The organism is Dyella sp. SYSU CM1112, assembly GCF_058216415.1.
In genome coordinates, this window is sequence record NZ_JBZEGI010000012.1 from 15,766 (window position 1) to 30,225 (window position 14,460).

At 56.0% G+C, this 14,460-nt stretch carries 12 protein-coding genes; 7 read left to right on the top strand and 5 right to left on the bottom strand.

Features of this window, described 5'->3' with window-relative positions:
* Window positions 1–51 precede the first annotated feature (51 nt).
* The 4 genes from AC4HNJ_RS16110 to AC4HNJ_RS16125 all read right to left on the bottom strand — a co-directional run bounded on the left by AC4HNJ_RS16110 (window position 52) and on the right by AC4HNJ_RS16125 (window position 5,422).
* Window positions 52–1,815, bottom strand: a complete 1,764-nt coding sequence (locus AC4HNJ_RS16110; RefSeq protein ID WP_490480616.1) for a UvrD-helicase domain-containing protein — start codon at window positions 1,813–1,815, stop codon at window positions 52–54.
* Complete coding sequence (locus AC4HNJ_RS16115; RefSeq protein ID WP_490480617.1) at window positions 1,808–3,883, bottom strand: ATP-dependent nuclease; 2,076 nt, start codon at window positions 3,881–3,883, stop codon at window positions 1,808–1,810. Before AC4HNJ_RS16115 ends, AC4HNJ_RS16110 begins: the two co-directional genes overlap by 8 nt.
* A 342-nt stretch (window positions 3,884–4,225) precedes the next feature.
* A complete protein-coding gene (locus AC4HNJ_RS16120; RefSeq protein ID WP_490480618.1) occupies window positions 4,226–4,969 on the bottom strand; it encodes an SseB family protein in 744 nt (247 codons plus the stop codon).
* Between the two features lie 123 nt (window positions 4,970–5,092).
* Window positions 5,093–5,422 (bottom strand): hypothetical protein, encoded by a 330-nt coding sequence (locus AC4HNJ_RS16125; protein ID WP_490480619.1) that lies wholly within the window; start codon window positions 5,420–5,422, stop codon window positions 5,093–5,095.
* A gap of 119 nt (window positions 5,423–5,541) precedes the next feature.
* Between AC4HNJ_RS16125 and AC4HNJ_RS16130 the strand changes: the two genes are divergently transcribed.
* The 7 genes from AC4HNJ_RS16130 to AC4HNJ_RS16160 all read left to right on the top strand — a co-directional run bounded on the left by AC4HNJ_RS16130 (window position 5,542) and on the right by AC4HNJ_RS16160 (window position 11,720).
* Window positions 5,542–5,859, top strand: a complete 318-nt coding sequence (locus AC4HNJ_RS16130) for a helix-turn-helix domain-containing protein (RefSeq protein ID WP_490480620.1) — start codon at window positions 5,542–5,544, stop codon at window positions 5,857–5,859.
* Between the two features lie 1,598 nt (window positions 5,860–7,457).
* Window positions 7,458–7,694: a hypothetical protein gene (locus tag AC4HNJ_RS16135; protein ID WP_490480621.1), complete on the top strand. Its 237-nt coding sequence runs from the start codon at window positions 7,458–7,460 to the stop codon at window positions 7,692–7,694.
* A 128-nt stretch (window positions 7,695–7,822) separates the two neighbouring features.
* Entirely contained in the window at window positions 7,823–8,548 is a 726-nt protein-coding gene (locus AC4HNJ_RS16140) for a hypothetical protein (protein WP_490480622.1), read from the top strand.
* Window positions 8,541–8,747, top strand: a complete 207-nt coding sequence (locus tag AC4HNJ_RS16145; RefSeq protein WP_490480623.1) for a hypothetical protein — start codon at window positions 8,541–8,543, stop codon at window positions 8,745–8,747. The genes AC4HNJ_RS16140 and AC4HNJ_RS16145 overlap by 8 nt, the downstream gene beginning before the upstream one ends.
* Before the next feature lie 166 nt (window positions 8,748–8,913).
* Entirely contained in the window at window positions 8,914–9,864 is a 951-nt protein-coding gene (locus AC4HNJ_RS16150; RefSeq protein ID WP_490480624.1) for a hypothetical protein, read from the top strand.
* On the top strand, window positions 9,852–10,655 hold the full coding sequence (locus AC4HNJ_RS16155; protein WP_490480625.1) for a hypothetical protein: 804 nt from the start codon (window positions 9,852–9,854) through the stop codon (window positions 10,653–10,655). Before AC4HNJ_RS16150 ends, AC4HNJ_RS16155 begins: the two co-directional genes overlap by 13 nt.
* 84 nt (window positions 10,656–10,739) lie before the next feature.
* Window positions 10,740–11,720 carry an ATP-binding protein gene (locus AC4HNJ_RS16160; RefSeq protein ID WP_490480626.1) on the top strand — a complete coding sequence of 327 codons (981 nt, stop codon included), beginning with the start codon at window positions 10,740–10,742 and terminating at the stop codon, window positions 11,718–11,720.
* Window positions 11,721–13,308: 1,588 nt separating this feature from the next.
* On the opposite strand, the gene AC4HNJ_RS16165 is transcribed toward AC4HNJ_RS16160, so the two are convergent.
* Window positions 13,309–14,298, bottom strand: a complete 990-nt coding sequence (locus AC4HNJ_RS16165; protein WP_490480627.1) for a hypothetical protein — start codon at window positions 14,296–14,298, stop codon at window positions 13,309–13,311.
* Between the last annotated feature and the right edge of the window lie 162 nt (window positions 14,299–14,460).

Consider the following 14,460-nt stretch of genomic DNA (forward strand, 5'->3'; position numbering starts at 1 on the left):
TGATGACCGAAACCTCCCCAACCTTGCTGCACTGAAGGACATTGAGCTTCATTACGCTTCCGGATTCGCAGGAAGCATCAGCACATTGGCGGCACCAAAAAGCATCGTTAATTTGTCGAGTGCGACGTCGCTCAGCAGCTGAGTGAAGAGCAGCGCAAGGCGCCGCTTGGGACGCGAGCACGAGACATAGAATAGATTCCTGTTGCTCTCAAAGAATTCCTCTCGATTGGCTGGAGGTCCTGCGTCCATCCATTCGAGCATCTGCGCGAAGTTATACTTGTTCCAGCCTCGGCCAACGATGACTAAAACGTTCTCGAACTCGGCCCCCTTTACGCCATGCTTCGTGGCAAAAGGGGTGTGACCATCAATGAATTGGGCTAGTGCCACAAGTTCGCTGTAGGGTACTGCACGCAGCGCTCGTAACTGTGTCACGCGACGCGACTCCTCTTCAGCTGGTTCAGCGTCGGCACGCATCAGAAGTTGCTCGCGCGCCTCGACAGCCTCGGGCACGAACATGTGCGGCTGCGCTCTGAGGAAGTTCACGACGTCACCAATGGTACCCACAGCCTTGAGCTCAATGAGCTGCTCGATCGATTGTGTCCAGATGATCTTGTCGCGGTGGGCGCGAATGCAAGGCTTACCCGCACCTAGACTCTGGAACATGTCGCCGTAACGTTGGGCATTGAAGGCCGCGCAGGCGGGTTCTATCTGATCCACCAAGAACTTGATGTGTGGATCCTCCTTTTTCAGCCATGCGTCGTTGAATTGCCCGTAGATCTGTTGAATTCTCGCGTAGCCCTGCTCCCTAGCGAGCACGCTGTGGCTTAGCATCAGAATCTTCGTCCGGTCGACCGCGAAATCCCAGCCTTCGGCGGTCAATTGCCCTTTGAGGAGATTGAAGTAGGCGCGCGCCGCCTCTGGTGTGGTATCGCCGGTCCAATGACCACCGCCCTGACCGGTGCGCCGCGCCCCTGGCCAGGCGTTCGTGTGGAAGACACGCGCCTCCCCAGGCGCATCTGGATCGCTTGGTATTTGTGGAAGGGCCGGACGCATGCGATTAAGCATCGCCACGATCGGCTCTGCGGAGCGGAAATTGGCGTTCTTGTCGATCACTTCGAGCACCGCATGCTCGACGGCGCCACAACCTTCCCCATAGATCTTCTGCCAGTGATCGCCGAACAGGCCGACGACCGGGCCAGTGCCAGTGTCGAGAAAGTACCGTTTAAGGGCATCAATGAAGCCGGCATCCGTGTCCTGGTATTCGTCAATCAGCAGCACCGGATACCGAGCGGTAAGAACTGCTCGGAATTTGGGCCGCGCAAGAAACTCTGACGTCAGGGCGAGTACATCCTCGTGGCGAAGAGACACCAAGTCATCCGTAATCTTCGGATAGCCCAGTTCGTACTGGATGGAGCGGGCACCCGGAAACTCTATTCCGGCCTCGGCCAGCCGGTCGGCCCAACCAGGAAGTCTAGGAATGAACTCTCGCAGATCGGGTTGGAAGTCCCGCAGAACCGACCAACAGAAGCCATGCACCGTCTCCGACCGTATTGCGGGGTGTGCTTGGACACGCGATATGATTTCGTCTTTGGCCACGTTTGTGTACGTAATGCAGCCAATCTGTTGCCGGTTGCGGACAAGCGTCGCGCCACGCCGCTCAATCAAATGCCGCAGGGCTCGTTCCAAGGAGTAGGTTTTGCCAGCCCCGGCACCGGCCTCAAGACGAAAGCTCTTCCCTTCTTCAAGGCAGGCATACACACGTTCCAGCGCCACACGACCTGCAACATCAGCGGGATTCTCGTTTGCCTCAGGCATCGCGCTGCCCCTCCGCTCCACCTTCCTCTGCCACCGCGACGTCGGCCTCAATCCTCGCGGCCACGGCTTCCGGCAACAAAACAGGCGCCAAATTTCCCTCGGCAAGCCACCGTAATCCCTCCGCAATGTACCGAGGAGTGCGCCATTGAGTCTGCTCGATCGCATGTGTCAGAGCGAAGCTCGACTTTTTTTGTTCGGCGGCAAGCTCGTACGCACGGGTTGCGGGGTCGCCTTCGCCCAGTTCGAACAGTTCCTGATTAGCAAGGATGAAAGCGTCTTCGAAGCTTCTCGCCGAGGGTCCTCCATCGGTTTCTGGAATTTGGAACGCGAGACGGCGCCCATCCACGACTTTCTCATCTGGCGTTTTTGCCAGTAGCTCTGCCGGCGAAACGTCAGGTTCGTACCAATGTTTGATGCAGGCGTTGCTCGTGAATGTGCCCTCGGCAACAGGAACCGCGATGCGCTTGCCGTTCGCACTGACCGCAACCGAATCAATGTCGGTTATGACGAGAGTCCGCAGTTGCAGGAAACTTAGAAGATCAAAAAAACGATGTGCATAAGCGCCACCAACCTCCATGACTGTCAAATACTGGCGCCGCAGCGGCGGCTGCCCTTGAGCGTCAGCGTCCGTTTTTTTGATCATTGCAGGTAATAGCAAGCGCTCAGCGGTCCCCTCTATCAGCACCGCCTTGTCCGCAAAAAACAAGTCACATCGAGAAAGCGTGAGATACTGGTACAGGAATTCTCGCTCCTGTGCAGGAGCACTCCCCATTCCTTGCCGCAAATCTTTAATGATCGATTGCCGAAAGCCATCACCGTCAGCGATCGACAAGAAGTAACGTAGACTTTCGAAACGTGCCTCATTGGCGATATGGGGCGAGTGTGTCGTGACCATAAACTGTACAGGCCATGGCCTATCTGCATTGAGCTGCGCCACGAAAGTGCTGGCCACGTGATCAAGTTGACGGATAAATACCTCTTGCATTTGAGGATGCAGGTGCGCCTCAGGCTCCTCAATGAAAATCAGGTGGACGCCGGCGGTGGTTGGCGTAGCCTGAAACTCCCTGAAGAAACGTAAAAGCTGGAGCAGCATATAGACAAGGTTGCGTGTTCCAAGACCGCTGTAGGTCTCCGGAAGCGTTATACCGTTTGCACCGCGGTATCGGACCTTCGTGTAGTCCTTGAGGAGCTTGTTAATGTCGAAGTTGGTCTCGGTGACAAGGCCCGGATCCGAGAGCCCCGGATAGCCGAATAGGTCAAATGCTGGGAGGAGTGAGGTGAGTCCGGTATTAAATCCGTTGTGAACATCACTTTGGATGGTTTCAACAACCTCCTTCAATTGCTCTGCCGTCGCCCTTCTTGCGTTGTCTAGTTCATCTGTCAGTGCAGACTGGAAAAGGACCTCCACCACCTTTCCGAGGACATCCCGTTCCCGCTGCGTATCGTCGTCGAGTCCGCGTTGGGCGTTTATAAAGCCGCTACTGATCAATGCTCCCAGTATTTTCGGTTCGAGCGACTTCCTGTTGGTTGAATCGTTGGGATCAACCGCCTCTAACGTGCTGATGTAAGCGTCCTGAATATGTGTTTCAAGAAATCGAAAGAAACGGGTCCGATCGGCCTCCTCGTCCCCAAGCAGCTCTACATAATCGGCAAATAGTGTTTTCAGAGCAGTTGCCTTGGGCGAAAATCGGAATTCCAATCGCGCCTCCGCACAATCAGGATTCACGTCAATGATGCACTCGCTGAGAGGTCCAAGGTCTGCAGCGTTGACGTCATAGCCGATATCGAGGGTGAGCCGAATGACGGGTAGCCGGCGTAGTACCCCAGCTTCATTCGGTTGAGTACGGAATTTTTGCAATGCCCTCCAGAAGCGCTCGTGGCATCCGAGCGAAAAGTCTTCGAGGCGAAAGCTCAGTGAACGATCAGAAAGCAATCTTCGAAAGATCTCACCGATTGAGGTCTTTCCGCTGTTGTTGCGGCCAACGATCAAGGTGGTCCGCTCCTCAAACCCGATTGCCACGCGGCGCAGAAGGCGGAAGTTCCTGATCCTTGCTCGATTAATACGCATGCCCCCTCCCCTCCATCCCTAGATCAAATAACATGCCCCAACGTTTCACAGGCCCCAAACTACGGACCTCATAGACGCCGAATGGTGCTTTATAAATATACAGGCGAATGGTTCCCGGTGGCCTGTGGCCTACCTGCCCTTCCGATGGGCCAGAAGTCAGTGAATTCCATACCTGGAAAGGCTCAGCAGCCAGCCGGCATCCAGGGTGGCCTGGTAAGTTTCTCCGCCAATGTCCTCCTCGGCTGCCCTAAACTCCTCCGGCGTAAGGGCGACGGACCAAGCTGATATCTGCCGTCCGGCCGCCTCGCTGCATGCAGGTCGTATCAATCCCTGCCGGATTCCTCAGCTGCCGTAAAACTGAACGCCGTGATGGCAAAGTTCCGGCACAGGCTCATCAGGAAGAACGCATGTCATCGTGATGGGAAGTTCCAATTCTGGCGATAACGAACTCAGCTTCAGGGTTGTCAGCTGAACTATGCGCTCATCATTTCCCTTCATCACCACCAGCGTAAGAAGCAAGAAAACATCAGAACCATCTGCGCCACGATGCACCTCCACCAGGTAGCCCGCTCGCACCGAGGGTTCACGTCCGTATAGATCACGGAGCGCCAATATCAGGTTGTCTGTTGGTACGGACGGCAGGCATACCCCAACCTGCTCGTCCGTCTGTAGTGTCTCCCGACTAAAGACACCAAGTGGACGTCCTTCCAGCAAAGCGCTGATCTCGGGCGGATACAGGACAACGCGGTCACGATTGGGGTTAAGCATTAGCGTAGCGCCACGAGTCAACTCAAAGAGCCGTCGCCCAGCCATAGCGACAATCCCGACCTTCCCTGCTGCGGCGACTTCGGCTTGTGCATGGTTGCTAAAAAACGGCAGCACAGTTTGTCCGTTATCAGGTCTGACGAACTGGATAAACCGAATACGATTTCGAGGCGTGGGCCCGGCAGGTACATGCGCGTATACGGTAGTGTCCAGCAGCGCCTTGTAGAACGCCTCCTGGGTGCGTGCCGCTTCTCCGGAATCTGCAGCTCTCCTTGCAGCTTCCAATAATTCATCAAGCTGGGAGTCGATTACTTTTGCCATGGCTTCAATGACTCCGCAGTATCAGCCCACGGTTAGCTCGCAAACGAGGCGTTCAAAGACGTTCACTATAGACATGTTTCTGCGTCGGTATTAGCGGGTTTCAAGGATGGAGCTGCAGGTAAACTAAGATTTCCGCCTCCGTTTGTGTGCGTCGGAAAATCGATCAATGAATTCGGTCATGGCCCCTCGAAATCGAAGTGCCTCGGACGGCAGCGCGACACCGAGATCACGAGCGATCGCGGTCGCATACTTGAGCTGGGCGTCGGTAGGTAGCTTTAAATCAGGGTCCAGGCATTCGGCCAGGCTCGATGCAAAACATGCCGCCAAACGCTCCACAAGCCCGTCCAGCCCACCCTGGAAAGAGGCCCGGTTGTATTGCAGCACCCAGGCCTCCTGGACAAAGTCATCCAGAGGTATAGGGATGACCTCTTCGTCATTGAGTACCAGCTGCATGCCGTGGACCCAATGGCCCTGGTACAGGGCCGCTTGCGCCCCATATTACGAAACTCGTAATATCGCCGGCAAGGCAAAGTTACGAATCTCGTAAGGGTCATCCTTTCGAGATTGGTACGATGCCGAGACGAACCGATATCCGGCTGGTTTTCCAGCGACGCCTGAAACAGGCGCGGACGGAACGTCAGCTATCCCAGCAAGAGCTAGGCGTCAAGGCAGGACTGGACCAATTCGTGGCCGCCACGCGCATCAACCGTTACGAAAAAGGGGTCCATGAGCCCGACATGGCGACTATTGCTCGCCTGGCGGAAGCGCTGAAGGTCCCGACTGCCTACCTCTTCGCCGACGATGAACGCTTGGCGCGCATCATCCTGGCTTTTGATGCGCTGTCGGCGACGGAGAAGGACGAGCTCCTACAATCGATCGAAAAATCTTGAGGACTGCTGATCGTTCGGGGTTCCGGTGACGGACGTATGGCTGCAACGGCACTATGTCTTCCAACAAAGGCACCGGGCGATCCAAATAGCCAGTGCGACCGATTATCCAGGGTGCGACATCTTCCCAAGATGAGGGATGGGTCGTTTCATCGCGAAATGCGCCCCAGTCGATCGTGATGAGGAAGGCGGGAAGCCAGCGGACACCAACCCTCATGTCCTCGATACATTGCAGCAGTAGGTCCATGTCCTGGCTCACCCATGGAATCCTGCATACAGATGGCAATATGGTGTAAAGGTCGCGCACATACTGCCCTGCCCGTGAATCCCTGGTCGCCACCGATTCACGAAGCAGGGCGAGAATGGCTAAGAATCCATGAAAATCGCCTCGCGATACAAGCGAAGCCGAATCATCCCAAGCGTACGACGTGGTCGTACCGTGAGCTTCACCAGGAACAGAAGGAAGCTTCCACCATCGATCACTACCGCTCTGACCGCAAATAGGCTCCACCACTCTTCTGACATTTGGGGCGCTCAAATATTGCCGCCGTAGGAGTGTCGCTAGCGCATAAACGATGGTTGTTCCAGCGACTTGGGTGTCGATGCGATGGACCAGCCCTTCAGAGATAGAGAGCCTTCCCGTTTCCCACGCGCGTACAAGCCGTGGATCCAATCCATATCCGGTTTCACGGGACGCAAATTTATCAAATTTGCGGAGGAACGCTTCATGATCGACCGCTTGCGACGCCCACAACGCGTACCGGATACAGAGCCTAGTTACGAGAATTCGCCAAGCGGTTCGCATCGCCACCCCGCTATCATCAAATTGGCCGGAAGTCTAGCCCAATATTTTGAGATGCATGGTGTTCGCCGAAACGTTGCTCTTTGGTTGGCCATTCAAACGCACTAGTTTCGGTACCTCGGCGGGACAACCCGGTACACGGGAAGACAACGAACGACATGGTGACCAAAGCGGAGCGCGCAGCAGCCCTTCGAGACCGGTTCGGCGACTTACTGACGCTGTCTGACCTGGCGGTCGTTCTTAGGTATCCCTCGGTCTGGGCTATTCGAAAAGCGCGATCGCGTGGCCACTTGCCTGTACCGCTGGTACAGATGCTGCCTCGGCGCCAATGGTTCGCGACCCCCGAGGCAGTGGCTGAGCTTTTATCCACCCTCGAACGAGAACAGCAGCATGCCAGCAAGGAGGACTAACAGGATGGGGGGATTGATGAACGGCGTGGCGCCACATTCGCCTGGTTCGTCGTCCCCTAGGTAACCATTTGGATCCAATCACCGACTCATAGGAGAAAATACCGGATTTCCAAGCACTTATCCGCGGCAAAAACGCCACTGGTGAGACCAGGGGCCAAATAGAGCCGGCGTTGCGACTGCAACAGCCTCAAGGCCTAGCAGAGCGCGGCGCCTTCTATCGAACGGCAAACTTCCCTGATTCCGTGAAGATTTTGTGTGCCTGAAATGCAAAAGCCCTCGCGGCGAACGAGGGCTTGAGCGAACTACTGTGGAGCCGTGATCACAGCTTCGCGCACTTCAGGTTGGTCGTCAAGGCCCCTCAGGGCCATCAACCGAGAAGGAAACAAAACATGAACTCCCACCACCTAGAACAGGCGGCTGCTGCCGCCTTGCTGCGCTACGTCCTGCCTTCCAATGAGGCGGATGTCGACCTCATCGAAAACGTGCATACCACTCGCCCTGTGTGGATTCGCGGGCGCCAGTATCTGCTCGATGTCACGGTCGATCCCATCACGTTCGATGTCCTGAGTTACCGACTGCGGCCGGTGCCTCGGGAAAAACACTACCGGCGTCTGATGGCGGCCTAATCCCCCGGGCAACTGGGCTCGGGTAGACGCCCTGCGTCCATGACCTCTTGGCATCCCTTATGTAGCTTCCGGCGTGCTTTAGCACGCCGGAAAGCCGCCGTCGCCATCAAAAAACGAGGATCCAACCCATGAGTGCTGGAGTCAGCGCCACCACTTTGCCTGAAGAACAAACGCTTCAAATCCCCAACACGTCTCTCCCCTACCATCCACGCACGCTCACGCTCGGCGAAGCGACGTCGAGAGAACTTTTCCTGTTTCATTCGCCGAAGAACCAGCGCACGGTCAAAGTCACTGAATACCTGCATTTAGCGCTCGCTTTAAAGCTCGAGTTCGATCCAACCATCGACTGCTACGTCGAGCGCCCGCGAAAGATGTTTGTGTCGCCTAAGTTCGCGATCGATGTCGCGTTTTGGACGCGTTCAAAACAAGATCACGAGCGGTTTCTCATGGGCGTGCCGAATGTGGGAACGCCAGGCCATCACCGCGAGGGCGCCGCCTTGCGCGATCACGAACGCATGGAAGCGGCGGCACAGCGGCATGAGATCAACCTGACGTATATCACCGAGCAAGACTTGCTCACCGAAAGTGTCGCCTTACGCACGTACTTTGAATTGCTACCGCATGTGCAATACACGCGACGTATCCCATCGCGAGTGACCATCAGCCAAGGCATCAAGGCCTATTTCAGTGTTACACCGCGCGTCAGCTTCCGCGCGCTTATTGCCTATTTCACCCAATTCGGCGAGGACCAGGTATTCGCTGTAGCCGCATCACTGGTGCATAACGGAACACTACGCCTTGACCTGACCCGCCGACTCAGTTTGGACACGGTATTGGAGGAAGTTCATGTCTAATCATCTCTCCGATGCACACAGTTCCCCCTCCTTGACACCTGCCGCCATAACGGCTGAGCCGGTGGCACCGGAACAGCTGTCGTTGTTCGAGACCCTCCCCACTGCGATCGAAGGCCATGAACTTTACGTCGCAACGAGCCAAGGGTGTGTGGGTAAAAGCTCCGCTGTATCCCTGCAGAACACGCCACCGTCCGGGTAGTGGAACGGTAGCTACCCAACGCTCGTCTCGCATCGATGTCTCGCAAGATTATCGATGCGATGGCGCTTGCCATCATGAATTCGATGACACCGTTCGCGCAGCCATGAAAGCGTGCGCTGTCGATCGGCGTCATGCCCTTTGATGTGTTTCATCATGGAGGTCGATCATGTCTCGTGAAAAGACGGCTCTTTGCACTGAAGGTGAGGTCGCGTCGTGGTATCAGCCACCGCTGGATACCATTGCCGCCAAGCACCGTCCACGCTTTGTGGCCAAGTGCCAGGCCTTGCGTGCGGTGTGCCTGGGTGAGGCCACGCTCACTGCTGCCGCGCATGAAATGGGGTTGTGCCGCAAACGGCTTCGCTCGATGGTCGATCGAGCGCCAAAGCTGGCGCTCGATGGACAGCCCTTTGGCTACCGGGTTTGCGTACCTTGGGGCAGCTATTACCGCGAGGAGGTGGCCGACGACGGCACGATGCCCGTCAAAGCGGGGCCCCATGCGGTGGCGGCCATGCTGGCCGCGCAACCGCACATCAAAGAATGGGTGCATGGCTTTAACATCCCTCTTGCTCCGGGCCGGCTACCCCGCAAGTTTCGCGATCTGCACTCCAAGATCGTCAAGGAACTGAAGAGAAAAGACCTTCACGACCACTATCCCCTCAACCAGCCCGACAAAGGCCGGCGAGCGCTCCTTCGCTATATTCGCCATCGGCGCATCGAAACCGCTCCTATGCCGGAATCGGTGTTGGGCGACAGCGCCACGCCGTCGAAGTTGGCCGATATCTTTCGCGGCGAAATTTTCGATCGCGGTGAGCTGGACGGACACCGTATGGATATTGGAATGGAACTGCAGGTTCCAGGCCCGAACGGTGGTAGTGTCACGCGCCCCATTACCGTGCTCTGGTGGATTCCGGAAGTCGAAACCGAATCGCGCGCAATCGTCTCATGGGTGCTCCGCGTTGGGCGTAACTACAATAACCAAGACGTCACCCAAACCATGGCGGGTAGCCTTGATACGTGGGTGCCGCGCGATCTTGTCATTCCGGAGTTGCGTTATGCGCCGGGCGCAGGCATGCCCTCCGCGTTGCCAGGACCGCTCGGCCTGTCGTGGAGCAGCTGAACTCGCGCATGGAGAAAGGTGCGTTTCGCCTCCTCCCTGGAGGTTTTGAGCCCGCCACCAAGCTGGGTGACAATAAAGTTCGCATTAGCAACATCTCGCCCAAAGATCATCCGATCCAGCTACATCTGCTGGAAGAACTCATTGATGTGATCGTGGCCAATTACAACGCCACGCCGCACCCCGCGCTAGGTGATCTCAGTCCACTGCAATTTTTGCAACAACGCGCCAAGCGGGACATTTGCCTATATCAGCCCAGCGACGCCACGCACTGCGCGGCGGACATGAACAGCATCGTTATTTCGCTCAAGGTTGTCGGCAGTAAGAAATCCGGCACCCTCCCGCACGTCAACTATGCCTACGTCCGTTACCGCAGTGCTGACCTGGACGCGCGCTGGGAGCTCGTTGGAAAAACCGTGCTGGCTCGCGTCAATCGGCGCGATCTGCGTTCCTTGGTCTTGTATCGCACGGCCAGTCAGCCGCTCGGGGTGGTGCGCGCGAGCTCACCTTGGGACCAAACTCGGCACGACGAAACTACGCGCACTCTGATTCAACAGTGGTGCAAGCAGGCGGGAGGCCTGAGCCTAAAGGGCGTGGAGTGCGCGGTGACGGCATATATCCAGTTTTTGCGCGCGAATGCTTGTACGTCGCAACAAGCGGCCGATCAGTTGGCGTACATCCAGCAGCGCCATCCCAAGCCGCCCTCGCCTTCTGCCCGACATTCACTCATGAGTACCCCCATGCGCGCGCCCACACGCGGATGGATCAGCATGGACAACATGCGCGATTCCTAAGACGCAGGCGACACGGCCACTTTTTCCCGGTCCATGGCATCCATGTCGCGATGGGCCGCGTTTCTCCTTTTTCTGGAGCATCCCATGGAAAAGCATCCGATTCTTGTTCCGAACGGGTTTCAGATTTACACCAAACCCACCGAAGCCGTGGCGAATTTCATCCTCGGTCACATCGAAAATGATCACCACGGCGCGTCGTTCTTCGGCGGTGGCGGACTTGGTAAGACGAGCGCGCAGCAGTTTCTTACCGATCACGCGGCGCGTTGGCTCGTCGATGAGCACCGTAACCCCATCGGGGTGGCCTCGCGATTAATCATGCCGAGCGGCACTCGGCGAAGCGATGGTGCGTTCTACACAGCCATGACCAATGGGCTTCGTTTGACCAACACCGATCGACTCTCACCCTGCAAGGGAAAGGACCGATTGATCAATTTCGTCAAGGCACGCTGTGGTCAGGCCAAGCAGGACCTCATGGTGATGTTTATTGACAACGCGCAGCGCATTACGCGTGCGGAGTTCGATTATCTTGCCGATGTCGATGAACAATTGACTGATGCCAAGCTACGTCTATTTATCGTGTTCTTTAGACAGAGCGATGCGTCGGGCGTCGACGTGCGTGACGATTGGGCGGAATACCCTAGCCATATGTTGCGCCGTTGGTTCATGGGTACGCATCCCTTTCTACCCCTTACGGGGATCGCGGAGATCACGCACGCACTCGATCGCTTTGATCGTTCGGCCTGTTGGCCAACACCTGATATGCCTTACTCTCGCTATTTCGCTCGTGAGGCGTTTGATAACGGATGGACCCTTGCGAGCCAGGCGCCGCTCATGATGGACGTCGTCGCCATGATCCGTACTGAGGCCAATCTCGCGCCCAGCGATGCCTGGCCGATGGCGACCTTCACGGGTACGGTTAGGCATCTTCTCGCGCACACCGCACCGACCACACCGAATTTTCGGGAGTTTAAGCACGAGCAAATCGAACAGGCCATTCGCGTGAGCGGATACCTCAGGCTCGAGTTTGTCCGCGCCAATTTGATCGTGACGGATGAAGCGGCATGAGTGCGTGGCAGGAAATCCTCGGGCCGCGCGCTGGCCGGCCCGAATTCCTCGGGCTGGAATTAGAGCCCTTCCCCTTCATTTCAGGCTTTGGCATTGCATTTCGGATCTATCGTCTGAGTTGTCTTGAACCGAAGGATCTCTTTCCCGTGCTAGGGATCCGAGCATCCACAGAAGCCAGCCTTTTACAGGCGTGCCATCGACCGGGTCTGTCTCGCACTCGGTTTGAGGAGCGAATCGGCCTTCAATGCACGCAGGCGCCCTCATATTGGAACGTGAGCGCCTGGAGTCCCCTTGATCTGCACGGTCACTGGGATGGCGAAGGGTTACCGTTGCGACATTGTCCGCAGTGTGCGCCATACGGCTATCACTGCGCGTTATTCCAACTCCCGTCTATTGAGCGTTGCCCGTGGCACGGATGCCCTTTGAGAGAGCGCTGCGAGCAATGCGACCGACCGCACGCTTCCCATGTAACGGCCGCATTGGACCTGGGTCAATGTGCCTGCGGGCTCGATCTCTTTGACAGTGACGTGGCAGGCACGACGATGTGGCAATTCCCGACCGAGAATGCCCTAGCCGCTCTTGAGGACTACCTGGCTTGGGCGAGCGCTCAGCGAACGCGCCGCCATTTTTTGGCGCCACACGATCAATCCGTGGCACAGAAAGGGTTCGCCGCGCTCGCTCGACCGCCTATGCATTGGAATAGGACCGTGCGCGATAGGGAAGCAACAATAACAACCTACACGGCTGGCTCCTCGGTTCCCTCACCCGGCGCGTTCTGGGGGTGGTGCTTGCTGGGTGTGGACCGACCACTCACCTTGACGCGATTGTCGACTTCAACGCACTGTCGATTGGCAGAGGTATCAAGGTCGCGATTCGATATGTGGCCGCCTCAAGCCGCAAACACAGCGGTGATTGAAAAATTCATCCCGCCCCTTGACGTGGCCCCAGGCGCGAACCGATGGTTGCAGCTATCCGCAGTGGATCCTCGAGCACTACACACCTGTGCTCGCCTCACGGAGGCCGTATGCGAGTACATGGGTGATAGGGACGAACTCGACGTGTGCCGGTCGCCTGCCGCTCAAACATCCAACGCTTTGGACAATATTATCGGCCGAGGTCATCTTGCTCGCGCGCTTGAAGACATTCTGGTGAAAGGATTCGAGCAGGGTTTGGACGCGTTATGCAGCGTCCACTTCAAACAAGCCCCGCAAACGCGAACATGGGTAGCTCCCGTGGCAGAAGTCAAAGGCCGCAAGGGGAGCCTGGAAGAAGTACGTATTGCATGGCCTTCTGCAATGCCCCTGGTAGCCCAACCCACGCCGGAAATGAAAACGACAAGGAAAGTTCGAGCGAAGAAGGCTCAGCCCACGCGTGGCATGCCGCGCTCAGCCCGTCGTGTCAGCTCGAAGCGCATCGGGAGACGCTGGGTTTAAGCGGCGAATTCGAGGCGGCTTGTTGGCAGGTAATTGGGGTAATAAGCCGCCCTCGATTGATCGCCACTTTTCTTTGTATTCCGTTACTTACAAATGGGGCGGCTTCACGTCATCAGACACACGCTTCTGATCCGCGATGGAGAACTCCTACGCGCTCAACCTTTTGGCACCGGAAGAACGGGTGACAATGTGAAATGGTCCGTACTTAGAGCAACTGGCATCATTTTTAGAACTAGACTGCTTTCAGTGTAGCCAACAGATCGTGTACCGCTGATTATGTCAGGATAATTTTTGAATGATATCTCGTTGTAGGCGGGCATAAAACGATTGACCAACATAGCCTCGACTTCATTTGTTAGTTCGACAGCCGACGGATCAAGTGAGGGCGTGATGAACCTTTCAAACGAATCGTTGCTCTCTGAAAAGTCAAATTCGTGAACGATCGGAACAACAGACGGCTTTATCAGAAACTCAAAGTTGGGCCAAAACCACGCGTCTGTGTAGCCGGTCACATCAAGCATGATCAGCGATATTTCAAGCGCCGAATTGGCGGCGTCTTCGTCCAATGGAAATTCTCGCGTGAGAACCGCCTGCATTTTCTCGTGACCAGTCAATCGATCCCAAATGTTCTGTGAAAATGCCTTACCTATATAGTGAATTCGGTAATCAATGTAGCCGAAGATATCCCCATCAACTTTTGCCTTAAGTCTTCCCGTAATGGCATGGTGAACGAATTTTTGCGGCGTAAGCCAAAGCTTGAACTCGCCCTCTGCATTCAAGATTTGAAAGCCTGCTACTTTATTGAAAGGTTCAGATGTCGCTTCGTTCTTTCGGTAAAATTTGATGTCAAGCTGGATGTCCTCCCCGTCTTTTGTTAGACCATTTAATGCGGGGCAAAACGTGCATTTGAGGGGAGGCTTTCCTGAACTATCTTCGATGCTGAAATGGATGAGCCCCTCATCGGTGCGAAACTCATTAAAATACATGAGAGGCCTCTGCACAATGAAGTAGATTGTGCATGGCTTGAGAAGCTCTTGTATTTCAGCCTCACTTTTTAGGAACTCAAACTCGTAGGCGCTAATTACAGATAGCGCCATCTGAGCTTCAATTTGAATATTCTTGATGCCTCTCTCTTTTGCACTCATTGATAAATTCGCACTTTGATGGGCGGCTGGGCAACGTATCTCGCCAAGGCGAGGTCGGCATCTGATGGCGCCGGCGGTCGCAGCGGTAGCGACTACCAAGCGTTCATCATAAGCTAGAACCTGCTCGACACCTTCTTAGATCCTCGCATGCCGGACCACCCA

Bases quoted from the DNA above. Each gene is read 5' to 3' on its own strand.
- AC4HNJ_RS16110 (WP_490480616.1), bottom strand. From the start codon at position 1,815: ATGCCTGAGGCAAACGAGAATCCCGCTGATGTTGCAGGTCGTGTGGCG.
- AC4HNJ_RS16115 (WP_490480617.1), bottom strand. From the start codon at position 3,883: ATGCGTATTAATCGAGCAAGGATCAGGAACTTCCGCCTTCTGCGCCGC.
- AC4HNJ_RS16120 (WP_490480618.1), bottom strand. From the start codon at position 4,969: ATGGCAAAAGTAATCGACTCCCAGCTTGATGAATTATTGGAAGCTGCA.
- AC4HNJ_RS16125 (WP_490480619.1), bottom strand. From the start codon at position 5,422: ATGCAGCTGGTACTCAATGACGAAGAGGTCATCCCTATACCTCTGGAT.
- AC4HNJ_RS16130 (WP_490480620.1), top strand. From the start codon at position 5,542: ATGCCGAGACGAACCGATATCCGGCTGGTTTTCCAGCGACGCCTGAAA.
- AC4HNJ_RS16135 (WP_490480621.1), top strand. From the start codon at position 7,458: ATGAACTCCCACCACCTAGAACAGGCGGCTGCTGCCGCCTTGCTGCGC.
- AC4HNJ_RS16140 (WP_490480622.1), top strand. From the start codon at position 7,823: ATGAGTGCTGGAGTCAGCGCCACCACTTTGCCTGAAGAACAAACGCTT.
- AC4HNJ_RS16145 (WP_490480623.1), top strand. From the start codon at position 8,541: ATGTCTAATCATCTCTCCGATGCACACAGTTCCCCCTCCTTGACACCT.
- AC4HNJ_RS16150 (WP_490480624.1), top strand. From the start codon at position 8,914: ATGTCTCGTGAAAAGACGGCTCTTTGCACTGAAGGTGAGGTCGCGTCG.
- AC4HNJ_RS16160 (WP_490480626.1), top strand. From the start codon at position 10,740: ATGGAAAAGCATCCGATTCTTGTTCCGAACGGGTTTCAGATTTACACC.
- AC4HNJ_RS16165 (WP_490480627.1), bottom strand. From the start codon at position 14,298: ATGAGTGCAAAAGAGAGAGGCATCAAGAATATTCAAATTGAAGCTCAG.